The organism is Streptomyces spororaveus (assembly GCF_016755875.1).
GTDB classification, from domain to species: domain Bacteria; phylum Actinomycetota; class Actinomycetes; order Streptomycetales; family Streptomycetaceae; genus Streptomyces; species Streptomyces spororaveus.
On the sequence record NZ_BNED01000005.1, the window covers coordinates 4,763,508 to 4,786,328 of the forward strand.

Genomic DNA, 22,821 nt, shown 5'->3' on the forward strand with positions numbered 1-22,821 from the left:
AGCCGCGTACGGTACGGGCGGCGATCGGCGCGGGAAGGGCCTCAGGCGCCCTTCTGAGCCGCCAACTCCCGTGCGGCCTCGGTGAGGTCCTTGGCGGTGTCGATGGCCCGCCAGTAGGCCCCCTGTGGCAGCGGGAAGCCCGCGAGGCGCCGCTCACGGGCCAGGCGCGGGAACGTGGTGCGCTCGTGGTCGCCCAAGTCCGGGAGCAGTGCGGTGAATTCGGCGCTGAAGACGTACACGCCCGCGTTGACCGGGTAGGGCGACTGGGGGGCCTCGATGAAGTCCAGGACCTGCCCGAACTCGTTGGTCTCCACGACCCCCCAGGGGATCCGCGGCCGGGCGAGCGCGAGCGTGGCCACCGCGTCGCGCTCCGCGTGGAAGGCGGCCATCTCGCGGAGCGAGAAGCGGGTCCACACGTCGCCGTTGGTCGCGTACCAGGTCCCGTCGGGGTGGGGGAGGTGCCGGGCGGCGTACTTGAGACCGCCGCCGCGGCCCAGCGGCTCCTCCTCGACCACCGTGGTCACGCGGAGCGGCAACCGGGCCCCGGCCAGCCACTCCTGGAGCACCTCGGCCAGGTGTCCGCAGGAGACCACGGCATCGGTGACCCCCTCCGAGGCCAGCCAGGCCAGCTGGTGCCCGATGATCGGCACCCCCGTCCCCGGGATCTCCACCATGGGCTTCGGGCGGTCGTCCGTGTACGGCCGCAGCCGCGACCCCTGGCCGCCCGCCAGGACGACGGCCTGGGTGGGGGCGGCGGGGAACGCGGCTGCGGGGGGAGCGGATTCAGCGGATCGGTGGTCGTCGGTCATGGCGGCCAGCGTAGGGACGCGGCGTGCGTCAGCCCATGGAGGCGACGCCGGAGGCGTACGAGGTGTCGCAGACGGGCCGGGCGAACGACTGGGCCTTCGTCGGGCCGTACGCGTCCACGGCCGCCCGTCCGAGGGCCCGCGCGATGCCCACGCAGTGATCGGCGAGCGAGGGCCGCCGGTTGACCTCCTGCTGGAGGTGGGTGAGGACGTCGTCCGGCCGGCCGCCCTGCTGCAGCTCGCCGACGAGCTGATCGCGCAGCACCTCGTGCGCGGCACGGGGCTTCGCGGGGACGGAGACGTCCTCGGCGGAGGCGGTCAGGATCTGGGAGGACGAGGTGTCCGCCCAGGGGACCATGGTGACCGCGAGGGTCCCGGACAGGACCAGGACGACGGGCAGGACCAGGGCGAGGGAACGGCCGATACGGCGGGCAGAGTGGGTCACGAGGGCGAGAGTAGCGCTCGGTGAAGATTTGGCGACATTTAGTCACCCTGTCGGGGGATGGTTCGACGTGGTTTTTCGAATCCGGGGTTGACGGTTGGGGCCGAATGGCCCGGTCTGCCGGGGTTCGGGACGCCGCCGGGATCGGCAACGGACGCCGGAGGGGCGCCCCTTGACGGGACGCCCCTCCCACACTTCCCGGAGCCGTCAGCCGGACAGCCGCTCGCCGGAGGAGGTGGAGAAGACGTGGATCTCGTCCGCGCGCGGCACCACGTGGAGGCTGGAGCCCTTCTCCGGGACCTGGCGGCCGCCCACGCGGACGACGAGGTCCTGCGAGCCGTCGGCGGACGCGGTGGAGCCGTAGACGTAGCCGTCCGCGCCGAGTTCCTCGACGACGTTCACGGTGATGGTCAGACCGCCGGTCTCGGCGACGTCGAAGTGCTCCGGACGCACGCCGACCGTGACGGTGCGGTCGCCCGCGTCGGCCGCCGCGGACAGCGCCTCGCGGGACACCGGGACGACGCTGTCGCCGAACTTCACACCGCCGTCGGTGATCGGGACCTCGACCAGGTTCATGGCCGGCGAGCCGATGAAGCCGGCGACGAAGAGGTTCGCGGGGCGGTCGTACATGTTGCGCGGGGTGTCGACCTGCTGGAGCAGCCCGTCCTTCAGGACGGCCACGCGGTCGCCCATCGTCATGGCCTCGACCTGGTCGTGGGTGACGTAGACCGTGGTGATGCCGAGGTCGCGCTGGAGCGCCGCGATCTGCGTGCGGGTGGAGACGCGGAGCTTGGCGTCGAGGTTCGACAGCGGCTCGTCCATGAGGAACACCTGCGGCTTGCGCACGATGGCGCGGCCCATGGCGACGCGCTGGCGCTGACCGCCGGAGAGCGCCTTCGGCTTCCGGTCGAGGTACTGGGTGAGGTCGAGCATCTTCGCCGCGTCCTCCACCTTCTTGCGGATGGTGGCCTTGTCCTCACCGGCGATCTTGAGCGCGAACCCCATGTTGTCGGCGACGGACATGTGCGGGTAGAGCGCGTAGTTCTGGAACACCATCGCGATGTCCCGGTCCTTGGGCGGCAGGTGCGTGACGTCGCGGTCACCGATGCGGATGGCACCGCCGTTGACGTCCTCCAGGCCGGCGAGCATGCGCAGCGAGGTGGACTTGCCGCAGCCGGACGGGCCGACGAGGACGAGGAACTCGCCGTCCTGGATCTCCAGCTCAAGCTGGTCGACGGCGGGCTTGTCGCCGCCGGGGTACAGCCGGGTCGCCTTGTCGAAAGTGACAGAAGCCATGGTGATGAATCCCTTCTACCGGCAGGAACGTGCCGGACGATCCGAGTGGAAGGAAGAATGGGTCTAGTCCACCAGGTGGACTTCCGCTCGACGCTACCCGCCCGGACGGCTCCTGTCAGCACCGGGAAGGTGTCGGATTTCGCATTACGCGATGTGGGCCGCTGTGTAGAGTGAGGACGGTTGCGCCTCCTTAGCTCAGCTGGCCAGAGCAACGCTCTTGTAAAGCGTAGGTCGTCGGTTCGAATCCGACAGGGGGCTCCGAGGAAGTACACCAGAGGCCCTGTCGTCCGAGCGGACGGCAGGGCCTCTGACCGTTCGGGGGCTGTCCGGCAGGGGAGGCGGCAATGGTCACGCGGTACGTCGTTTCACCGCACGGGGGCCGGCGCGCCCACCGGGACATCTCCTCCGCCCTCGCCGAGGCGGCCCGGCGCGGCCGGCCGGCGCTGATCGAGATCGAGCCCGGCCACTACGAGGAGACGCTCACCGTCCGCGGCGAGGTCCGGCTGGTCGCGGTCCGGGGCCCCGGCTCGGTCGTGGTGGCGCGGCCCCGGGGCGCCGTCCTCGACACCTTCGCACCGGTCGCCGTCCAGGGGCTCGTACTGGTCGGCCGGGACGCCGACGTGGTGGGCTGCCGTGCGGGAACACTGACGCTGGACCAGACCGAGATCCGCGCCCACGACGGTGTCGCCGTCCACGCCCGGCCCGGTACCTCGGTGACGCTGCGGGACAGCACGGTCCTGCACGGCCGGGTGCTGATCGCGGGGGCCGGCGGGCTCGTCGAGCGGTGCCTGTTCACCGACGCCGCGGACAACGCGCTCGCCGTGATCGACGGCGGGCGGCTCTCGGTCGTCGCCAGCCGGATCGAGGGCAGCCGCATCCACGGGGTCCTCGTCAGCGGCGGGCGGGCCCGGATCGAGGGGTGCGTGCTGACCCGCACCGGGAAGGCCGCGGTCTTCGCGGGAGCGCGGGCGGAACTGACCGTGACCGACTGCCTCGTCGAATCCGTGGAGGCGGAGGGCATCGCGTACGTCGAGCAGTCCCGCGGCCGCGTGGACCGCACCCGCGTCGTCGACGCGCGGTTCGGGATCGCGGTGGCGAGCGGCGCCGACCCGGTGGTGCGCGACAGCGTGCTCACCGGCTGCCGCGACACCGGCCTCGACGTCAACAACGGCGGCCGCGGCCGCTTCGAGGAATGCGAGATCTCCGCGGCGGGCAACGTCGCGGTGCTCTCGACCCGGGGCGGAGCGCCAGAGGTCCACGGCTGCCGTGTCACGGGCGGCAAGGTCGGCGTCGCCGTCACCGACGGCGGCCGCGGCCGGTTCACCCGGATCGAGATCCGGGACCTGAGCAGTGCCGCCCTGCGGGTGTACGACGAGGCCACCGCCGTCTTCGAGCACGTCACGGTGGAACGCTGCCCGTCCGGGCTGGAGACCCGGGGCAACGGCGGCACACAGGCCGAGATCAGTGACAGCGTGCTGCGAGACGTCGCGATGGCCGCGGTGACCGCGCTCGGGCAGTCCTGGGTGACACTGCGACGGGTCTCGGTGGAGCGGGCGGCGCTGGCCTTCGGCGCCGGGGAAGAGGCCCAGCTGCTCGCGCACGACTGCGGGGCCGCGGCGGTGACCACCGGCGGGGTGTCCGCCTTCGGCAGTGCCCGGGTCGTCGCGCGGAACCTCACCGTGACCGGCAGCGACGGACTGGGCGTCTTCGCGCGGGACACGGCCCGGCTGGAGATCGAGGGCGCCACCCTCGTCGACTGCGCGGTGGGCGGCGCGGGTTTCGTCGACGACTCCGGAGGCCGGCTCCAGGACTGCTCCGTGACGGGGACGGGGCAACTGGGCATCCTCCACAACGGGCTCGTCGACCTGACCGGGCTGCGCACGCCGCTGCCCGTGCTCGAAAAGGCCGTCAGGACCGAACCGGGCCCCACCGTGATCCACCACCACTACGAGGGACCGGTGTTCAACGGCCCGGTCCGCGACGTCCAGCTGGCGTGGCGGAACATCCATGCCGTCCAGCACCGGACGACGAACGAGGACGGTACCCGCACATGAGCGATCGACCGCAGGGCGACGACCGGTCCGGTCCGGTCTTCCACGGCCCCGTCTCCGGAGCCCAGTTCGCCTGGGGCAACGACACGGCCACCCAGAACCAGCAGCACAACACCGCGCCCGCGCCCGGCTCCGAGGCCCTCGCCGCCCTCGTCGCCGACCTGCTGCGGCAGCTCCCCGGCGCGGGCCTGCCCGACCGGGACCGCGAGGACGCCGAGGCCGCCGCCCAGGACGTCCTGGCGGAGGTCGCCGGGGACGGCGAACCCGACCGGGGACGGCTGCGCCGGGCCCTGGCCGCGCTCAAGGGAGCCCTGGCACCGGTCGCGACCGGCGTGGTGGCCGGGACGGCGGTGGGGGCCCAGGAATGGGCCCGGACGGCGATCGAGGGCCTGACCTCGGCCGTCTGATCAGTGGCGGCCCGAGATGCGGTCGGCCAGGCGGGCCAGGGGGGTGGTCGTCGGGCGGTGGGTGGAGCTCTCGTGGCGGTCCGCCTCGCGGTAGGCGGCGTAGAGGGCCTGCACGCCGAGCCAGCGGAAGGGCTCCGGCTCCCACCGGCGGACGCGGTGGCCGACCCAGGGGAGGCCGGTCAGCTCGGTGGCTTCGCCGAGGACGAGGTCGCGCAGGGTGCGGGCCGCGAGGTTGGAGGTGGCGACGCCCGAGCCCACGTAGCCGCCCGCCCAGCCCAGGCCCGAGGCGCGGTCCAGGGTGACGGTGGCGCACCAGTCACGGGGCACGCCGAGCACGCCCGACCAGGCGTGCGTGATCTCCGTACCCGCGAGCTGCGGGAAGAAGGCGGTCAGGAGGTCGGTCAGCGCGGAGACGGTGGCCGGCTGGGTGCGGCCGTCGTGGTCGGTGCGCGAGCCGAAGCGGTACGGGACCCCCCGGCCGCCGATCGCGATGCGGTCGTCGGCGGTGCGCTGGGCGTACATGTACGCGTGGGCCATGTCGCCCAGGAGCGTGCTGTCCGACCAGCCCAGCCGGGACCAGGTCTCGGCGGGGAGCGGGGCCGTCACGATCATCGAGGAGTTCATCGGGAGCCACGAGCGCTTCTGGCCCTTGAGGGCGGCGGTGAACCCCTCGGTGCAGCGCAGTACGTAGGGCGCGCGGACCACGCCGTACGGGGTGACGGCCCGGCGCGGGGCGATCTCGGTGACGGGCGTGGACTCGTGGATGACCACCCCGAGGGCCTCGACGGCGGCGGCCAGGCCCCTGACCAGCTTCAGGGGGTGGATGCGGGCGCCGTGGGGGCTCCAGCTGGAGCCCACGGCATCGGCGATGTCGATGCGGGCGCGGGTGGCGGGGGCGTCGAGGAGCTCGCGGTCGGTCTCGCCGAAGGCGACCTCGTGGGCGTGGAAGGCCTTCAGACGGCCGAGTTGGGCGGGGGTGCGGGCGACTTCGAGGACGCCGCCGCGGTGGATGTCGGCGTCGATGCCTTCCTTGGCGGCGACGTCGATGACCTCGGTGACGGTCTCGTTCATGGCCTGCTGGAGGCGGAGGGCGGCCTGGTGGCCGTGGAGGGCGGCGTAGCGGTCGCGGCCGGCGATGCCGTTGTAGAGCCAGCCGCCGTTGCGGCCGGAGGCGCCGTAGCCGCAGAACTTCTGCTCCAGGACGGTGATGCGGAGGTCGGGGGCGGCGCGCTTGAGGTAATAGGCCGTCCACAGGCCGGTGTAACCGCCGCCGACGATGACGACGTCGGCGGTGGTGTCGGCGGTGAGGGGTGCGCGGGGTGGGGGCGCGGGGGTGCGGCTTCGCTCGGACGCGTACCAGAAGGAAATACCGCCGTTGATCGTCATGGGGGATTTGGTACACCTCGTTCCGGAAGGGTGTCCAGGGACGGGGTGTCGCGGTTCGGGGCGGGCGGCTAGGCGCTGTGCGGTGCCCCTGCGGGGGTGCTCGGCGGTGTGCGGTGCCCCTGCGGGGTGCTCGGCGGTGTGCGGGTCGTCCCGGCCGGGGGTGCGCGGGCCTGTCGGCATGGGGCGGGGTGGGGTGCCGCGCCGGGGTGTCTCCTCGGCTCGCGCCTGCGGCGGGAGCCCAGTCATACGGCCTGGGTTGCGCGCTCGTCCTGCGGGGACACCCCGCCACGTCCCCCCACCCCGCCGCCCAGGTGTCCGTCGAAGCCCTGCCGTGGGGCGGGGACACGCAGGAGGGTCCCCGCAGGACGAGCGCGCAACCCAGGCCGTCCAACTAGACCCCGGCCGCAGGCGCGAGCCGAGGAGACCCTCGTGCGGGGCCCCGCCCCACACCACCCAGCCCCGCCGGCGTTTGAGGCGCACCCCGCGGCGCGGGAAGGCCGTACCGCACACCGCCGAGCAACCCCGCAGGGGCACGGCCCCGCCGGCGCTTGAGGCGCGACCCCGCGCACAGGAAGGCCGTACCGCGCACCGCCGAGCACCCCGCAGGGGACCGGTACCGTCGGGGGATGGTCGAGGTTCCGGACGGGTTGGTCGAGGCGCAGGTCAGGTACAACGGGGACGCGGGGCGGGAGTTCATCGCCGCACTGCCCGGGCGGGCGGCACGCTTTCTGGAGCAGTGGGGGCTGCGGCGGACCGGGCCGGTGATGCACGGGGTGACCGCCCTGGTGCTGCCGGTGGAGCGGGCCGACGGGAGCGGGGCCGTGCTGAAGCTGGTGTCGGTGGACGAGGAGAGCGTGGGGGAGCCGGTCGCGCTGCGCGCGTGGGCCGGGGAGGGGTGCGTACGGCTGCTGCAGCACGACGTGGACACCGGGACCCTGTTGCTGGAGCGGTTGGACGAGGGCCGGGACCTGGCGGCGCTCGCGCGTGCGGACGCGCGGCAGGCGGTGGTGGTCGTCGGGGAGCTGTTGGCGCGGCTGACGGCGGTGCCGGCTCCGGCCGGGTTGCGCGGGCTCGGTGAGATGGCCGCCGGGATGCTGGAGCAGGTGCCGCGGGCGCTGGGGCAGCTGGTGGAGGCGCGGGACCGGCGGCTGCTGGCGGAGTGTGCGGCGGCGGTGGCGGAGGTCGCCGGGGAGCCGGGGGACCGGCTGCTGCACTGGGACCTGCACTACGGCAACGTGCTGGCGGGCGGCCGGGAGCCGTGGCTGGCGATCGACCCGAAGCCGCTGGCGGGCGATCCGGGTTTCGAGTTGCTGCCGGCGATCATGGGCAACTTCCGGGCCGAGGGTGTGCGGTGGCGGTTCGACCTGCTGACGGAGGCGGTCGGGCTGGACCGGGAGCGCGCACGGGCGTGGACGTTGGGGCGGGTGCTCCAGAACTGCCTGTGGGACGTGGAGGACGGGGAGGAGCGGCTGGACGAGGAGCAGTTGGCGGTCGTCGAGGTGCTGCACCCCCGTTCTAGGCTGCGGTAATGATCCGTAGTGCTGAAGTCAGCGACGTCCCCGCCATCCACGCGATGATCCGCGAGCTCGCGGAGTACGAGAAGGTGCCGCACGAGGCGCGGGCCACCGAGGAGCAGCTGCGGGAGGCGCTGTTCGGGGCGAGCCCGGCGGTGTTCGCGCACATCGCGGAGACGGAGGGCGGGGAGGTCGTCGGTTTCGCGCTGTGGTTCCTGTCCTTCTCGACGTGGCGCGGGGTGCACGGGATCTACCTGGAGGACCTGTACGTACGGCCCGGCGTGCGCGGCGGCGGCCACGGCAAGGCGCTGCTGCGGGAGTTGGCGCGGACGTGTGTGGAGCGGGGCTACGAGCGGCTGGAGTGGTCGGTGCTGAAGTGGAACGCGCCCACGATCGCCTTCTACGAGGCGCTCGGCGCCCGGCCGCAGGAGGAGTGGTCGGTGTACCGGCTGACGGACGGCGCGCTGGCCGCGTTCGGGGCCCCCTAGGCGCTCAGGGTTCCAGGACGACCTTGCCGGTCGTGGCGCGGGTTTCCAGGTCGTGGTGGGCGGTGGCGGCCTCGGCGAGGGGGTAGCGGGTCAGGGCGGGGCGCAGGCGGCCCGCGGCGGCCTCGGCGAGGGCGCGGGTTTCCAGGACGCGCAGGGGGTCGGGGGCGCCGACCCGCTGGAGCATGGCGGGGCCGAGGACGCTCCGGGTGGTGATGGCGCGGGCGTCGAGGTCGGCGCGTTCGGCGTCGGTGAGGTGGAGGGGGCCGCCGGACCAGCCGAAGACGAGGTGCCGGGCGCCGGGGGCGAGGAGGCCGAGGGCGGTGCGGGCGGTTGCGCCGCCGACGGAGTCGAAGAGGACGGTTGCGCCGTCGGGGTGGCGGGCGCGGACGGCGTCGGCCCAGCCGGGGTCGGTGTAGTCGAGGGCGAGGTGGGCGCCGTTGGCGGAGGCCCGGGCGGTTTTGGCGGGGCCGCCGGCCAGGGCGATGACGGTGGCGCCGGCGTTGACCGCGTACTGGACCAGCAGGGTGCCGATGCCCCCGGCGGCGGCGGGGATCAGGGCGACGGAGTCCGGGCCGAGGTCGGCGAACTGCAGGATCCCGAGGGTGGTGCGGCCGGTGCCGATCATGGCGACGGCCTGGGCGGGGTCGAGGCCGGGCGGTACGGGGTGCAGTCGGTCGGCGTCGGCGACGGCGTACTGGGCGTAGCCGCCGGGGGCAAAGCCGAGGTGGACGACGACGGTGCGGCCGAGCCATGCGGGGTCGGTGCCGGGGCCGAGCGCGTCCACGGTGCCGGCGACCTCGCGGCCGGGGATGGTGGGGAGCTCGGGGAGCGGGGCGGGCGGGCCCTGGATGCCCTGGCGGAGGCTGGTGTCGAGGAGGTGGACGCCGGCGGCGGCGACGGCGATGCGGACCTGGCCGGGGGCGGGGACGGGGGCGTCCGCGTGCTCGTAGGAGAGGTTCTCGGCGGGGCCGAAGGCGTGCAGGCGGATGGCTCGCATGGTGGTCATGGCGCCAGGCTGCGACCTCAGGCGGGGTTGAGGTCAAGAGCGGCCTCTGTCAGTGGGGTGGTCCACGATGGGGGCATGGCGCGCAAAGGGCAGCAGGAGCGGACGGTCAGGGCGGCGCGGCGGCCGGAGCTGAGGCTGCCGGAGCTGACGGTGTGGGAGGGGGGCGGGCTGGAGCCGGACGGGGACTACGACGGGGTGGAGTTCGCGGATCTCGACCTGGCGGGGCAGGAGGGGATCGGGGCCCGGTTCATGGACTGCGCGCTGCGGCGGTGTGCGCTGGACGAGGCGGGGCTGGCGAAGGCGCGGGTCCTGGATTCGGTGCTGGAGGGGGTCCGGGGCGTGGGGACGGACCTGTCGGGGGCTTCGCTGCGGGACGTGGAGGTGGTGGACGCGCGGCTGGGCGGGGTGCAGCTGCACGGGGCGGTGCTGGAGCGGGTGGTGGTCCGCGGGGGCAAGATCGACTACCTGAATCTGCGGAAGGCGCGGCTCAAGGACGTGGTCTTCGAGGGATGCGTGCTGGTGGAGCCGGACTTCGCGGGGGCGGTGCTGGAGCGGGTGGAGTTCCGGGACTGCGCGCTGCGGGGGGTGGACTTCGGCGGGGTGCGGATGACTGATGTGGATCTGCGGGAGGCGTCCGTGCTGGAGATCGCGCGGGGGGTGGAGGCGCTGGCCGGGGCGGTGATCAGCCCGGCGCAGCTGTTCGACCTGGCTCCGGCGCTTGCTTCCCAGCTGGGGGTGCGGGTGGTTCCGTAGGTGGGCCCGTGGGTCGGGTGCGGGCCGTTGCCGGGGCGGTTGCGGCGAATGGCCGAGCGTCCGGATGCCTGGAGGGGCGATGCGCCGGGTGAGGCGCCTAACGTCGCAGGCAGACACATCGGTGCGCGAGGCCTCTGGAGGTGGCATGTCCCGTCGGAGCCGCTGGTTGGCAGGTGCCTGCGCCAGTACGGTCGCCGTCGGCCTGCTCGTCGTGGGGGGCTTCTTCGGGAGTCCGCCGTCGCGGGAAGGGGCCGGGGGCAGCGCGGGGACGGAGGGCGCCGAGGTCACGGGGGTCGCCGTGGGCGCCTACCTCCACTACGACTCGCCCGGCGTCGAGCGGATGGCGGAACTTTCGCGCTGGCTGGGCGGTACCGAGCTGCGCGCCGGGCACACCTATCTGCCCGGCGACACCTGGCCGAACATCGAGGGGGAACCGTATTTCCTGAGCACCTGGGCACAGTGGCGCAAGGAGAAAGCCGATCGCCTGTTCGTGCTGAACGTGCCCATGCAGCAGCACAACGAGGCCCGTGTTGCCGACGACCGGGTCGCCGAGCTGATCCGCTCCGGCGCGCAAGGTGCGAACGACCACCACTTCCAGCGGCTGGCGAGGCGTCTGGTCGACCTCGGGGTGCCGGACACGGTGATCGTGCTCGGCTGGGAGATGAACGGCTTCGACTACACCCACCGGTGCAGTCCCGATCCGGAGAACTGGAAGACGTACTGGCGGCGCATCGTGACCGCCATGCGGTCGGTGGAGGGCCAGCGGTTCCGTTTCGACTACGCCCCCAACCGCGGGAGGGACGCGATCGCCTGGACCAGCTGCTATCCCGGCGACGACGTGGTCGACGTCGTCGGCATGGACTCCTACGACCAGGAGCCCGGCCGGACCTTCGAGGAGCAGGTCACCCAGCCCTACGGACTCCAGCAGCAGGTCGACTTCGCGAAGGCGCACGGCAAGCGGATCTCGTACCCCGAATGGGGGCTGTTCCGGCACGGCGACAATCCCGAGTACGTGCGGGGCATGCTGGCCTGGTTCGCCGAGCACCAGCCGCTCTACCAGAGCATCACCGACTACTGCCCGCACGGCGTGTGGCAGTGCGGGCAGAACCCGCGCTCCACGCAGGTGTTCCGGGAGTTCCTTTCCACCGGACAGGGCCACGACGCCCGGGACATCCCCCGCCGGCCGTTCTGAACCGTTCCGAACCTCCGGTCTACGCCGGGACGCGGGGGAAGCGGGCCTGGAGGGTCCAGATGGCCGGGTTGTCGGCGAGGCCGTCGTGCATGTCGATCAGGTCCGCGAGGAGGTCGTGCAGGAAGTCGCGGGCCTCGCGGCGCAGCAGGCGGTGGCTGAAGGTCAGCGGGGCCTCCTCGGCCGGCATCCAGTCGGCCTCGACGTCGACCCAGCCGAAGCGGCGCTCGAAGAGCATGCGGTCCGTGGACTCGGTGAAGTCGAGCTCGGCGTACTGGCGGTTGGCGGAGCGGTTGCCGCGGGGGTCCTTGTCGAGCTGTTCGACGATGTCGCACAGCGCCCAGGCGAAGTCCAGTACGGGCACCCATCCCCAGGCTGTGGACACTTCCCGGTCCGCGGCGGTGTCGGCGAGGTACACGTCCCCGCAGAACAGGTCGTGCCGCAGGGTGTGGACGTCCGCGGAGCGGTAGTCGGTCTGCGGGGGGTCGGGGAAGCGCCGGGAGAGGGAGTAGCCGATGTCGAGCACGTAGCTGATGGTGTCACGCGCGCCGGGGCCGCTCATCTCCGGTGTCAGGGCAGCAGGCGCTGTTCCTTGGCCACCGAGACCGCGCCCGCGCGGGTGTCGACGCCGAGCTTGTCGTAGATGCGGCCCAGGTGGGTCTTGACCGTGGCCTCGCTGATGAACAGGGCGCGGGCGATGTCGCGGTTGCCCAGGCCCCGGGCCAGCTGGCCGAGGATGTCCAGCTCGCGGTCGGTCAGGGTGGGCCGGGTGCCGCGCATGTGGGCCATCACCCGGCTGGCGACCGGAGCGGACAGGGTGGTGCGGCCCTGGGCGGCGGAGTGGATGGCGGCGAAGAGTTCCTCCGGGCGTTCGGCCTTGAGGAGGTAGCCGGTGGCGCCGGCGCCGATCGCCCGGGTGATGTCCGCGTCGGTGTCGTAGGTGGTGAGGACCAGGACGTGCGGGGGCCGGGGGAGGGCCGTGATGCGGCGGGTGGCTTCGACCCCGTCGATGCCCTCGCCCAGCTGGAGGTCCATCAGGACCACGTCGGGGTGGAGTTTCGCGGCGAGCGCGACGGCCTCCTCGCCGCTGCCCGCCTCGCCGAGGACCTCGATGTCGGGCTCGCTGCCGAGCAGGGCCAGGAGTCCGGCGCGGACCACCACGTGGTCGTCGCAGAGGAGGATCGTGGTCATGGGGCCGGCTCCAGGGGGATGGCCGCGGAGAGGACGGTGCCCTCGCCCGGCGTGGATTCGATCGTCAGGGTGCCGCCCAGCTGGCGGACGCGGGCCCGCATGGCCGGGAGGCCGTGTCCGCGCCCGTCGGCGCCGGTGCCGGAGCGGGTGCCGGAGCGCGGTTCGGTGAAGCCGTGGCCGTCGTCGGCGATGTCGAGGACGACCTGGTCGCCGAGGAAACTCAGGGTGAGCGCGGCCGTACGGGCTCCGGAGTGCTCGCGGACGTTGGCCAGTGCGCCCTGGGCTATGCGCAGCAGGGCCGACTGGACGCGGTCGGGGAGCGGGGCGGGGGTGCCTTCGAGGTGGAAGCGGACCTCGATGTCCGGGCCGGCGTCGAGGGAGCGCAGGGCCTCGGGGAGGCCGGCGCCGTCGGCGAGCTCGGGCGGGGCCAGGTCGTGGACGAGCCGGCGGGCCTCGGCGAGCCCGTGCGCGGCGATGCCGGTGGCGGTACGGACGTGCGCGCGGGCGGTGCCCGGGTCGGTGTCCCAGGTGCGGTCCGCGGCCTGGAGCAGCATCTGCTGGCTGGACAGGTTCTGGGCGAGGGTGTCGTGGATCTCCATCGACAACCGCTGCCGCTCGGCGAGGGTGCCCTCGCGGCGTTCGGTGGCGGCGAGCTCGCGGCGCGTGCGGATCAGGTCGTCGATCAGCGTGCGCTGGGCCTGGGCCTGGCGTTCCATGTGGACGAAGACGGCGGTGGCGAGCGCGGCGACGGCGGGCGGGGCGAGCAGGAGGTTGGGGTCGAAGGACTTCGACAGCTGCAGCTGGGCGATCACCACGAAGGCGGTCAGGAGGGCCACGAGGACGACGGCGGCGCGGGGCGGGAGGGTGCGCAGGGCGGTGAAGAACAGCGGTACGGCGCACCAGGCGAAGCTCGGCGCGAGGACGACCAGGATCACCCAGGTGGTGACGACCAGGCCCAGCCACAGGAGCCGCCGGGCGGTGGGGGCGGCGCCGAGGGCGGGGCCGAGCACGTAGAGCAGGGCCAGCGTGATGCTGAGGGCGATGATCCACGGGGTGCGGGGTTCGCCGGGGTGGCGCAGCAGGAAGCGGACCACGGAGGCGCCGAGGAGCAGGAAGAACGCGGTGTGGGCGACGGTGGTCAGCGTGCGGGTGTCGTCGCGCGGCGGCGGGGCGGGGTGCACGGGGTGCTCCTCGGTCGGGGGCATGCGTCCATTGTCGGCTGCGGCGTCGTTGCGGGGCTCCGCCCCGCACCCCGTACCCCGCGCCTCGAACGCCGGCGGGGCTGAGCGAGCCGGCGTGGCGTGACCAGCCAATACCTCGCCGGAGGCGGTGCGCATCGACCGATCGGACGACCCGGGGGTCAGCCGGTGCGCTGGGTGGGGCGAGCCGGTACGGGGACGGGGTGGCGGGGGGTTCGGACCGAGGCTTGGAGCAGTGAAGGAGCCGGTCCGACCGGCCGCCCCGTGCCACCGTTCTCAGGAGCAGAGATGAAGACCCGCACCCGCGTTCTCACCGGTACCGCCCTTGCCGTCGCCCTGGGCGCCGGAGCCTTCGGTGCCGTGAGCGCCAGCGCGACCCCGGCCTCCGAGGCCGCTTCGGCGTCCGTCGCCTCGGTCTCCTCGAAGAAGGACGGGCCGGCCGACAAGAACTTCACCACGACGACGCACCTCACCGTCGATGCCGCGACGCGCGCCGCCCAGGCCGCCCTGAAGGCCGCGGAGTCCGAGAACCAGAAGGTGACGGTCGCGGTCGTCGACCGCAACGGCAACACCATCGTCACGCTGCGCGGCGACGGCGCGGGCCCGCAGTCCTACGACTCGGCGCAGCGCAAGGCCTTCACCGCCGTGTCCTGGAACGCCCCGACCTCGGTGCTCGTGGGCCGGCTGGCCCAGACCCCGAACCTGAAGGACATCCCCGGCACCCTCTTCCTCGGCGGTGGCACCCCAGTCCAGGCGAACGGCGCGCCCGTCGCCGGTGTGGGTGTGGCCGGTGCCCCGAGCGGTGACCTGGACGAGAAGTTCGCCAAGGCGGGCGTGGACGCGCTCGGCAAGTAGTCCGCGGCGCCGGCCCGCTTAGGATCGAGTGCGTGGAACTCCGTACGCTCTACCGCCTCGCCGCCCCCTCCGCCGTCGCCCTGCTCGCCCTCACCACGGGGTGTACGGGGGACACGGTGCAGGGGCGGCCGGGTGCGTCGGGGCTGCGGGACCCGTACTTCCCCCGGGCCGGGAACGGCGGCTACCAGGTCGACCACTACGCGCTGGACCTGGACTACGACCCCGCCGACGGGCGGCTGCACGGCAAGGCCGTCATCACCGCCCGCGCCGAGCAGGCGCTCAGCTCCTTCAACCTGGATTTCAGCGGCCTGAACGTCGAGGGCGTGACCGTCCAGGGCGAGGGGGCCCGGTACAACCGGACCGGCAACGAGCTGACGGTGCGCCCCGCCGAGGACCTGGCGAAGGGCGAGGTCTTCCGTACGGAGGTCGACTACAGCGGGAAGCCGAAGCCCCTCGTGGACGTGGACGGCGCCAAGGAGGGCTGGATCACCACGTCGGACGGCGCGGTGGCCGTCGGCGAGCCGGTCGGTTCGATGACCTGGTTCCCCGGCAACCACCACCCCGGCGACAAGGCCGCTTACGACATCACCATCACCGTCCCGCGCGGCTACGAGGCGGTCTCGAACGGCGAGTTGCGCTCCCGTACCGAGGACGCGGACGGGCGGACGGCGTTCGCGTGGCACAGTCCGGAGCCGATGGCGAGCTATCTCGCGACCGCCGCCGTCGGGCCGTTCAAGGTGACGACCGGGCGGACGCCCTCGGGGGTCGGCCTCTACAGCGCCGTGGCGCCCGGGGAGCAGGCCGCGAACACGGGTCCGCTGGCCCGGCTGCCGGAGATGGTGGAGTGGGGCAGCGGACGGTTCGGTCCGTACCCCTTCGCCTCGGCGGGCGCGATCGTGGTGCCCGCGGGGACCCTGTCCTACGCGCTGGAGACCCAGGGACGCCCCGTCTTCTCCGGCGCGCCGACCGAGGAGGAGCTCGTCGTGCACGAGCTCGCCCACCAGTGGTTCGGCGACTCGGTGTCCCCGAAGACCTGGAAGGACATGTGGCTCAACGAGGGCTTCGCGACCTACGCGGAGTGGCTGTGGGCCGAGGACCACGGCGGGTCCACGGCGCAGGAGTACTTCGAGGCGTTCCGGACCGGTGACACGGACGTCGACCGGGACGCCGGCAGCGACTGGTACGCCTTCCCTCCGGCCGCTCCGCCCGGGCCCGCGGACATCTCGGCGGAGCCGGTGTACTACCGCGGCGCGATGGTCCTGCACCGGATCCGGCAGGAGGTGGGCGACGAGAAGTTCTTCGCCCTGGTGCGCGGCTGGGTCGCCGACCACCGGCACGGGAACGTGAGCACGGCCGACTTCACGGCCTACGCCGAGAAGAAGACGGGCCACGACCTGAAGAAGGTCTGGGACGTGTGGCTGTACGGGAAGGACCGTCCCGAGTAGGCCTCGTGTCCGCTACGGGGCTTCGAGCGGCTTGCGCAGCACGGTGCAGTCGCGGCCCAGCTCGCGGTCCTTGGCCCGGCGCAGCTCGACGTAGCCCTGGGACTGCCAGAAGGCGAGCGCCGTCGGGTTGTTGTCCAGTACGGCGATGCGCACGCCCGCGCGTCCGGCGGTGCGGAAGCGGTCCTCGATCAGGGTGGCCACGGCGCGGCCGTATCCCTCGCGGTGGGCGGTGGCGTCGATGAGCAGCAGGCCGATCCACGGGTCCGGGTCGTCGGCGGCGGGTGCCTGAGCGAGGGTGGCGGCCAGCCCGACGAGGCGGCCGGCGGACCGGGCGAGGAGCACCTCGGCGCTGTCGTGGGCGAGTTCACCGGCGAGCGCGGCGGCGACCTGTTCGACCGTGATGCGGTCCGGGTCGGGGAAGTCCCCGCTGAGTTCGAAGAAGGCGTGGTTCGTCGAGTAGAGCGCGGCGATCTCGGTGAGGACCGGGCCGGGGAGGGCGCCGTCGACGGGGACGAGGGGGTGCAGGATCACCTGTCGAACGGTAGCGAAGCCCCCTCCCCGGACGGCCGGGAGGGGGCTTCGCCGGCGCTGGTGTCCTAGACGTTGACGCCGAAGTCCTGCGCGATGCCGGTGAGGCCGGAGGCGTACCCCTGGCCGACCGCGCGGAACTTCCACTCGGCGCCGTTGCGGTAGAGCTCGCCGAAGACCATGGCGGTCTCGGTGGCCGCGTCCTCGGAGAGGTCGTAGCGGGCGATCTCGGCGCCGCCGGCCTGGTTCACGACGCGGATGTACGCGTTGCGGACCTGGCCGAAGTTCTGGCTGCGGGCCTCGGCGTCGTAGATGGAGACCGGGAAGACGATCTTGTCGACGTCGGCCGGCAGGCCGGCGAGGTTGACGTTGATGGCCTCGTCGTCGCCCGCGCCCTCGCCGGTGCGGTTGTCACCGGTGTGGACGATGGTCTGGTCCGGGGTGGACTTGTTGTTGAAGAAGACGAAGTGGCCGTCGGAGACGACCTTGCCCGTCGGGTTGACCGCGATGGCCGAGGCGTCGAGGTCGAAGTCGACTCCGGTCGTCGTACGGACGTCCCAGCCGAGGCCGACCGTGACGGCGGCGAGGCCCGGGGCCTCCTTCGAGAGCGAGACGTTGCCGCCCTTGGACAGGCTGACAGCCATGGGAATGTCCCTTTCCTCATCCAACATGTACGTACAGGCGGTCAAACTACCGCTGCCCCCTATAACGCGACGAGAGGCCGGTCGGGTTCCCGTCGTGAATTGTCCGTGACGGCGGATCTCCGCCGCCCGGATGCGGCGGGCGGTAAATACGGGTGACGGCGGCCGGGCCGGGGGCGGATCATAGGGGGCATGCCTGGTCCCTATGTCATCCGCGGTTCGGTCGTGCTCCCCGAGGGAGAGCTCGCCTGGCGGTTCTCGCGTTCCTCGGGGCCCGGCGGTCAGCACGTGAACACCTCGGACTCGCGCGCGGAGCTGCTGTTCGACCTGGCGGCCACCAAGGCGCTGCCCGAGGTGTGGAAGGAGCGGGCGCTGGAGCGGCTCGCGGCGAGGCTGGTGGACGGTGTGGTGACCGTACGGGCCTCCGAGCACCGCTCGCAGCTGCGCAACCGGGAGATGGCGCTGGTCCGGCTGGCCTCGCTGCTGGCCGAGGCGACGGCGCCGCCGCCGAAGCAGCGCCGGGCGACGAAGATCCCGCGCGGGATCAACGAGCGCCGGCTGCGGGAGAAGAAGGCGCGGGCCGAGACCAAGCGCGGCCGCACGGGCCGGGACTGGTAGCCGCGCCCTTGCCCGCCTTACGCGCCCCGCTCGCCCAATCCGCTCTGCCCGCCCTGTCCGCTCTGCCGGCCCTGTCCGCTCTGCCCGCCCCGCCCGCCTTACGTGCCCAGGTGCCGGTAGCGCCCGCGGAAGTACGTGAGGGGCTGACCGTCCGGGGACGGCAGGCCGGCCGTCAGGACCCGGCCGACGACCAGGGTGTGGTCGCCCGCCTCGACGCGGTTCTCCGTACGGCATTCCAGGGTGGCCAGGGCGCCGCTCAGCAGGGGGGCGCCGGAGGCCTCGCCGCGTACGTGCGGCAGGTCGGCGAAGAGCAGCCGGTCGCTGATGCGGCCCTTCATCGCGAAGCGGCCCGCCACCTGGAGCTGGTGGTCGGCGAGGACCGACACCGCCCACAGGGGCTGTTCCGCCAGCAGGTCGTCCATCCGGGAGCCCTCGCGCAGGCTCACCAGGACCAGCGGCGGATCCAGGGACACGGACATGAAGGCGGTCGCCGTCATGCCGACGTCCTCTCCGCGCGGGCCGTCCGCGGTCAGCGGGGGCTCGTGCGCGGTGATCAGGCACACGCCCGCCGCCAGCCGGGACATCGCGGCCCGGAACTCGTCATTGCTCACTCCCTCAGCATGGGGGGTTCCGCGGGACACGGTGGGTACGGGGGTCGTCTTCAGCACGCTGAAACGCTAATCTCGCCCTTCCGCGCCGCGCATCGGGCCCTGGTCCGAGTCGCGTCCCCGCCCCTTGGCCTAGGCCCGGGCGTATCGTTTGCTCTCGGGAATGTGAGGGAGCGCTCCCAGTCGTGCACGAGCCCACCGCGCACCGATATTCACCTGATGTGACTTGAGTCACAGAGGGCAAGATTTGTTGACCCTGTGTACCTGCCGCACAGCTCACTGTGATTCAGTGGACGGGACACCGCAACGAAACGCCGATGACAAACCTGGAGTTGCTGTCGAGGTCTCGGGGAGAGCGAGCAATGGAGACCGAGTCGGAGCCGTACGTCCGTCTTGCGACCCTGCGGCAGCTGCACCGGGTGGTGGCCGAGCTCAATACGGCCCGGAGCCTGGCGGACACTCTGCAGACCGTCGTGGACGGCATCGTCGTGGGCCTCGGCTACGAACTCGCCTGTGTCAACCTCGTTCGCCCGGACGGTGATCTCGTCGTCGCCGCCTTCGCGGGAGACCCCGCCGCGGAGGCCCTCATCACCGGCCGCGTCGGCTCCCGCGCCTCCTGGGAACGCCGCCTGACGATGGGTGAGAACTGGGACGGGCTCAGGTTCATCCCGCACACCGAGGGCTGGGTCCTCATGGAGGACGACGTCCCCCAGTGGCACACCGACGGCCCCGATCCCCGGTTCGAGGACGAGTGGCACCCCGAGGACCGGCTCTACGCACCCATGTATGCGTCCGGCGGGGAACTTCTGGGTGTCATTTCGGTGGACAGACCGCGCAACGGCCGCAGGCCCGGCGCCTGGGGCCGCGAAGCGCTCCAGATGTACGCCTTCCAGGCGGCGATTGCCATCAGCAATGCGCGGCTCCGCGCGAACATGCAGCGGGCCCTCGTCCGGCTGGAACGCGAGCAGCAGGCACTGCGGGCCAGTGAAGAGTCGTTCCGCCAGGCCTTCGAGTACGCGCCCAGCGGCATGGCCATCGCCGAGATGGGCGGCGACCAGCACGGCCGGCTGCTGCGGACCAACGACGCGCTGTGCCGGCTGCTCGGCCGGCCCGCCTCCGTCCTGCGCCGCTACTCCTTCTCCGACCTGGTCCACCCCGAGGACATCGGCACCCTGCTGCGCACCTCCGCCGAGGGCGGCCGCGCCGAGCTGCGCCTGGGCCGCCGCGACGGCACGTATGTATGGGTCTCGCTGCGCAACTCCGTCGTCGCCGACGCCGCCGACGGCCCCCGGTTCCTGCTCACGCACGTCGAGGACATCGAGGAGCGCAAGCGGCACGAGCTCCAGCTCGCCCACCGCGCCAGCCACGACTCGCTGACCGGCCTGCCCAACAGCGCCGAGCTGCGGGCCCGCCTCGGCGCCCGGCTGTGCCGCAGGCCACAGTCGGTGCGGGCCAGCGCGGTGGAGGCGCTGGACGCGGCCTTCGAGGGGCGCGACACGTACGACGGTCACGCGGCGCACGGGGGCCACGCCGCGCACGCGGCGCACGACGGGCACCCGGTGGGGGCGGAGGCGGGTGGTGCCGGTGAGCACGGGTTTCACGGCGACGGCTCCGACCGGTTCCCCGGGGGCGACCCCTTCGAATTCCCCGGGGCGCCGCCCGCCCCGGCGGACGGTCCGTACGACCACCACGTGCACACGGTGGCTCCCGCGACCGACATCGACGACGGGACGAAGGGGCTCGCGGTCCTCTTCTGCGACCTGGACGGCTTCAAGTCGATCAACGATCGGTTCGGGCACCACACCGGCGACGCGGTCCTGATCGAGGTGGCCCGGCGGCTGACGACCGGCGTCAGGGACGGTGACACCGTCGCCCGGCTGGGTGGTGACGAATTCGTCGTCCTGGCCGACGGCCTGGGCGCCGCCGACGCCGCCGACCTCGCCGTCCGGCTGCGCAACGCGATCATCCCGCCGATCCGGGTGGACGGCCGTGCGGTGCGGGTGGGGGCCAGTTTCGGCATCGGCTGGGCCAGCTGCGGGATGTCCGCCGACGAGGTGCTGCGCTCCGCCGATCAGCGGATGTACATCGAGAAGAGGTCCCGGTCGAAGGCCCATCGCCGGGCGGGATGAAGCGGTCTGCCGCTCGTGGGCGCACGTGTTCGGGGTAGGCTCCCGGGGGTCGAAAGGAGTGACCTGCGATGACGACGCCCGCGAACAACGGCCCGCACGGTGGGGCGAACAAGCCCGAGGACGACGATCCGTTCGGCTACCTCTACGAGGACGGCCAGGCCGCCGGGGCCACCCCGCCCGGGCAGGGCGGATACGGCTACCCCGGTTCGGCGGGCGGCGGTCAGCCTGGTCCTCAGCCCGGCGTCCCCCGCACCTCGCACCACCAGGTGCGTACGGTCGGTGACCGCAGGAACGGCGGCCAGCGCGGCCCCGTCCCGCAGCAGCAGGGCCCGGGCTACCAGGCCCAGTACCAGGCCCCCGAAGCGCTCCAGGCGGGCGGCTACGGCGTTCCGGCGCAGCAGGCGCAGTCCCCGCAGCACCAGACCCAGGCGGTTGCGCACCCCGGCGGTCACGGCGGCGGCCGAGGCGGCGGCGGGTCCAGCCGGCGCGGTCTGCTGATCGCGGCCGTCGCCGTGGTCGCGGTGGTCGTGATCGGCATCGCCGCGGCCCTGCAGTTCGGTGACAAGGACAAGGGCAAGGAAGGGCCGACCACGAACGCCGGCCAGCAGTCGCCGGCCCCCCAGAACCCGGCCAGCCCGGCCCCGAGCAGCCCGAAGCCCTCGCAGGACCCGCTGCCGAAGGGCGAGGCGGCCGGTGCGGGCATGGTGCTGACCGGCGGTGCGCGGCTGGAGAGCACGGTGCCCGGTTCGAAGAGCTCGGGCGGCCAGTACGTCGCCGGCTTCAACCAGACCGGTGCGGCGCTCACCTGGACGGTGGACGTGCCCGAGGCGGGCGACTACACGCTGTTCGTCAACTACGGCGTTCCCGGCAAGCCCGGCAAGGCGACCCTCACGGTCAACGGGCAGAGCCCGAACCAGTCGTTGAACCTGGACAACTTCGCCAAGGCGGCGGACGGCGCCTGGGACAAGGGCTGGACGCGCACCTTCGCGTGGATCACCCTCAAGAAGGGCACGAACGCGATGAAGATCTCGTGCGAGGCCGGCAACCAGTGCGATGTCGTCTTCGACCAGCTGGAGCTGGCCTCGGGCCACACCCGGCGCTGACGGCGGGGACGGGCGCCCCCGGAACGCAATCAGGCTCTGCCGCGCACGCGGCAGAGCCTGATTGCATCTACGGGGGGCCTGCCGGCCGCCGAAGGACCGTCAGGAGCGTTGTCCGCAGGACATTTCGCGGGATGTTCGGCCCGGATCCGCGGATCCGCGGATCCGTCAGCTGCCGGCGGTGACGCGTACGGCGCCCCGCAGCTCCTCGTAGACGCCGGGGTCGAACTCCCCCGCCACCGGGGCGAGGACCGTGGCCGCCGAGAGGGCGACCGCGCGGGTGAGGCGGTCCGGCCAGTCCAGGCCCTCGGCCAGCGCGGACAGCAGGCCGGCGACCGCGGAGTCGCCGGCTCCGGTGGGGTTGCCGGACAGCGGGCGGGGCGGGGACGCCTGCCAGCAGCCCTCGGCGGTGGCGGCCAGCAGGCCGGCCGGGCCGAGCGAGGTGACCACCGCGTGGGCGCCCCGGCGGCGGGCGTCGCGGGTGGCGGGGAGCGGGTCGCGGGATCCGGTGAGCTCGGCCAGTTCGGCGGCGTTCGGCTTGATGATCTCCGGGCGGGCGGCGACCCCGCGGCGCAGGGCCTCGCCGCTGGTGTCCAGCAGGACGGGCACCCCGGCCGCGCGGGCCGACCGGACGAGCAGCGCGTACGCGCCCACGGGCACGCCCGGCGGGAGGCTGCCGCACAGGGCGACGGCGCGGGCCCCGGACACGAGGTCCTCGTAGCGCGTGAGGAACCGTGACCACTCCGCGGCGGTGATCAGCGGGCCCGGCTCGTTGAACTGGGTGGTGTCGCCGGTGCCCGCGTCGGCCACGGCGACCGTGCGGCGGGTGGTGCCGGCGCAGGGCACCAGGGCGTCGACCACGCCCGGGGACCGCGCGAGCAGCCCCCGGACGACGGAGCCGACCGGTCCGCCCGCGAAGCCGGTGGCGGTGACCTCGTGGCCGAGGGCGGCCAGGACGCGCGCGACGTTGATCCCCTTGCCGCCGGCGCGTTCAGTGACGGCCGAGACCCGGTGCGAGGCGTGCGGAAGCAGCCGCGGCACTTGGTACGTGACGTCGAGCGCGGTGTTGAGCGTCACGGTAAGGATCATGGGCACTCCCGGGTCCGATGCTGCCGGGATCATGCCAAACGCAGGGCGGTCGGCCCAGTGCCGGGGCCGACCGTTTTCCC

General features: G+C 73.1%; 23 protein-coding genes and 1 tRNA gene. 12 read left to right on the plus strand and 12 right to left on the minus strand.

Annotation, left to right across the window (positions count from 1 at the left end; genetic code table 11):
- Positions 1-41 precede the first annotated feature (41 nt).
- The 3 genes from Sspor_RS23925 to Sspor_RS23935 form a co-directional block, all read right to left on the minus strand.
- Positions 42-809, minus strand: a complete 768-nt coding sequence (locus Sspor_RS23925; protein WP_202200954.1) for a nucleotidyltransferase family protein — start codon at positions 807-809, stop codon at positions 42-44.
- 28 nt (positions 810-837) lie between these two features.
- Positions 838-1,251: a hypothetical protein gene (locus Sspor_RS23930; protein ID WP_202200955.1), complete on the minus strand. Its 414-nt coding sequence runs from the start codon at positions 1,249-1,251 to the stop codon at positions 838-840.
- A gap of 204 nt (positions 1,252-1,455) precedes the next feature.
- Complete coding sequence (locus tag Sspor_RS23935) at positions 1,456-2,544, minus strand: ABC transporter ATP-binding protein (RefSeq protein ID WP_202200956.1); 1,089 nt, start codon at positions 2,542-2,544, stop codon at positions 1,456-1,458.
- Between the two features lie 184 nt (positions 2,545-2,728).
- Here Sspor_RS23935 and Sspor_RS23940 point away from each other — a divergent pair.
- The 3 genes from Sspor_RS23940 (at position 2,729) to Sspor_RS23950 (ending at position 5,002) form a co-directional block, all read left to right on the plus strand.
- Positions 2,729-2,802, plus strand: a tRNA-Thr gene (locus Sspor_RS23940).
- Positions 2,803-2,888: 86 nt separating this feature from the next.
- On the plus strand, positions 2,889-4,598 hold the full coding sequence (locus Sspor_RS23945) for a right-handed parallel beta-helix repeat-containing protein (RefSeq protein WP_202200957.1): 1,710 nt from the start codon (positions 2,889-2,891) through the stop codon (positions 4,596-4,598).
- Entirely contained in the window at positions 4,595-5,002 is a 408-nt protein-coding gene (locus Sspor_RS23950) for a hypothetical protein (protein WP_202200958.1), read from the plus strand. The genes Sspor_RS23945 and Sspor_RS23950 overlap by 4 nt, the downstream gene beginning before the upstream one ends.
- Here Sspor_RS23950 and Sspor_RS23955 read toward each other — a convergent pair whose 3' ends face one another.
- Positions 5,003-6,388, minus strand: a complete 1,386-nt coding sequence (locus Sspor_RS23955) for an NAD(P)/FAD-dependent oxidoreductase (protein ID WP_202200959.1) — start codon at positions 6,386-6,388, stop codon at positions 5,003-5,005.
- Positions 6,389-7,014: 626 nt separating this feature from the next.
- Between Sspor_RS23955 and Sspor_RS23960 the strand changes: the two genes are divergently transcribed.
- Positions 7,015-7,917, plus strand: a complete 903-nt coding sequence (locus Sspor_RS23960) for an aminoglycoside phosphotransferase family protein (RefSeq protein ID WP_202200960.1) — start codon at positions 7,015-7,017, stop codon at positions 7,915-7,917.
- Positions 7,917-8,390, plus strand: a complete 474-nt coding sequence (locus tag Sspor_RS23965) for a GNAT family N-acetyltransferase (protein WP_202200961.1) — start codon at positions 7,917-7,919, stop codon at positions 8,388-8,390. The genes Sspor_RS23960 and Sspor_RS23965 overlap by 1 nt, the downstream gene beginning before the upstream one ends.
- A gap of 4 nt (positions 8,391-8,394) precedes the next feature.
- On the opposite strand, the gene Sspor_RS23970 is transcribed toward Sspor_RS23965, so the two are convergent.
- Positions 8,395-9,387: a zinc-binding dehydrogenase gene (locus Sspor_RS23970; RefSeq protein WP_202203820.1), complete on the minus strand. Its 993-nt coding sequence runs from the start codon at positions 9,385-9,387 to the stop codon at positions 8,395-8,397.
- 84 nt (positions 9,388-9,471) lie between these two features.
- Between Sspor_RS23970 and Sspor_RS23975 the strand changes: the two genes are divergently transcribed.
- Positions 9,472-10,149, plus strand: a complete 678-nt coding sequence (locus Sspor_RS23975) for a pentapeptide repeat-containing protein (RefSeq protein WP_202200962.1) — start codon at positions 9,472-9,474, stop codon at positions 10,147-10,149.
- A gap of 145 nt (positions 10,150-10,294) precedes the next feature.
- On the plus strand, positions 10,295-11,341 hold the full coding sequence (locus Sspor_RS23980) for a glycosyl hydrolase (RefSeq protein ID WP_202200963.1): 1,047 nt from the start codon (positions 10,295-10,297) through the stop codon (positions 11,339-11,341).
- A gap of 19 nt (positions 11,342-11,360) precedes the next feature.
- Here Sspor_RS23980 and Sspor_RS23985 read toward each other — a convergent pair whose 3' ends face one another.
- From Sspor_RS23985 to Sspor_RS23995, 3 genes are read right to left on the minus strand one after another with little or no spacing between them, the layout of a single operon-like run.
- A complete protein-coding gene (locus Sspor_RS23985) occupies positions 11,361-11,864 on the minus strand; it encodes a hypothetical protein (protein WP_202203821.1) in 504 nt (167 codons plus the stop codon).
- A gap of 44 nt (positions 11,865-11,908) precedes the next feature.
- Positions 11,909-12,529 (minus strand): response regulator, encoded by a 621-nt coding sequence (locus Sspor_RS23990; protein WP_030009243.1) that lies wholly within the window; start codon positions 12,527-12,529, stop codon positions 11,909-11,911.
- Positions 12,526-13,734 carry a sensor histidine kinase gene (locus tag Sspor_RS23995; RefSeq protein ID WP_202200964.1) on the minus strand — a complete coding sequence of 403 codons (1,209 nt, stop codon included), beginning with the start codon at positions 13,732-13,734 and terminating at the stop codon, positions 12,526-12,528. The genes Sspor_RS23990 and Sspor_RS23995 overlap by 4 nt, the downstream gene beginning before the upstream one ends.
- Positions 13,735-14,016: 282 nt before the next feature.
- Here Sspor_RS23995 and Sspor_RS24000 point away from each other — a divergent pair, with 282 nt between their 5' ends.
- Complete coding sequence (locus Sspor_RS24000; protein ID WP_202200965.1) at positions 14,017-14,583, plus strand: GlcG/HbpS family heme-binding protein; 567 nt, start codon at positions 14,017-14,019, stop codon at positions 14,581-14,583.
- A 32-nt stretch (positions 14,584-14,615) separates the two neighbouring features.
- Positions 14,616-16,028: a M1 family metallopeptidase gene (locus Sspor_RS24005; RefSeq protein ID WP_202200966.1), complete on the plus strand. Its 1,413-nt coding sequence runs from the start codon at positions 14,616-14,618 to the stop codon at positions 16,026-16,028.
- A 12-nt stretch (positions 16,029-16,040) separates the two neighbouring features.
- On the opposite strand, the gene Sspor_RS24010 is transcribed toward Sspor_RS24005, so the two are convergent.
- Together Sspor_RS24010 and Sspor_RS24015 are read right to left on the minus strand one after the other, a co-directional pair.
- Positions 16,041-16,559 (minus strand): GNAT family N-acetyltransferase, encoded by a 519-nt coding sequence (locus Sspor_RS24010; RefSeq protein ID WP_202200967.1) that lies wholly within the window; start codon positions 16,557-16,559, stop codon positions 16,041-16,043.
- A 65-nt stretch (positions 16,560-16,624) separates the two neighbouring features.
- Positions 16,625-17,200 (minus strand): TerD family protein, encoded by a 576-nt coding sequence (locus Sspor_RS24015; protein WP_030009238.1) that lies wholly within the window; start codon positions 17,198-17,200, stop codon positions 16,625-16,627.
- 189 nt (positions 17,201-17,389) lie between these two features.
- Between Sspor_RS24015 and arfB the strand changes: the two genes are divergently transcribed.
- Entirely contained in the window at positions 17,390-17,815 is a 426-nt protein-coding gene (gene arfB / locus Sspor_RS24020; RefSeq protein ID WP_030727527.1) for an alternative ribosome rescue aminoacyl-tRNA hydrolase ArfB, read from the plus strand.
- Positions 17,816-17,913: 98 nt separating this feature from the next.
- Here the strand turns inward: arfB and Sspor_RS24025 are convergent, their stop codons facing one another.
- On the minus strand, positions 17,914-18,483 hold the full coding sequence (locus Sspor_RS24025; protein WP_237403997.1) for a flavin reductase family protein: 570 nt from the start codon (positions 18,481-18,483) through the stop codon (positions 17,914-17,916).
- Between the two features lie 302 nt (positions 18,484-18,785).
- Between Sspor_RS24025 and cdgB the strand changes: the two genes are divergently transcribed.
- Positions 18,786-20,552 (plus strand): diguanylate cyclase CdgB, encoded by a 1,767-nt coding sequence (gene cdgB / locus Sspor_RS24030; protein WP_202200968.1) that lies wholly within the window; start codon positions 18,786-18,788, stop codon positions 20,550-20,552.
- A 68-nt stretch (positions 20,553-20,620) separates the two neighbouring features.
- Positions 20,621-21,655: a CBM35 domain-containing protein gene (locus tag Sspor_RS24035; protein ID WP_202200969.1), complete on the plus strand. Its 1,035-nt coding sequence runs from the start codon at positions 20,621-20,623 to the stop codon at positions 21,653-21,655.
- 165 nt (positions 21,656-21,820) lie between these two features.
- On the opposite strand, the gene Sspor_RS24040 is transcribed toward Sspor_RS24035, so the two are convergent.
- Entirely contained in the window at positions 21,821-22,741 is a 921-nt protein-coding gene (locus Sspor_RS24040) for a 1-phosphofructokinase family hexose kinase (RefSeq protein ID WP_202200970.1), read from the minus strand.
- Positions 22,742-22,821 lie beyond the last annotated feature (80 nt).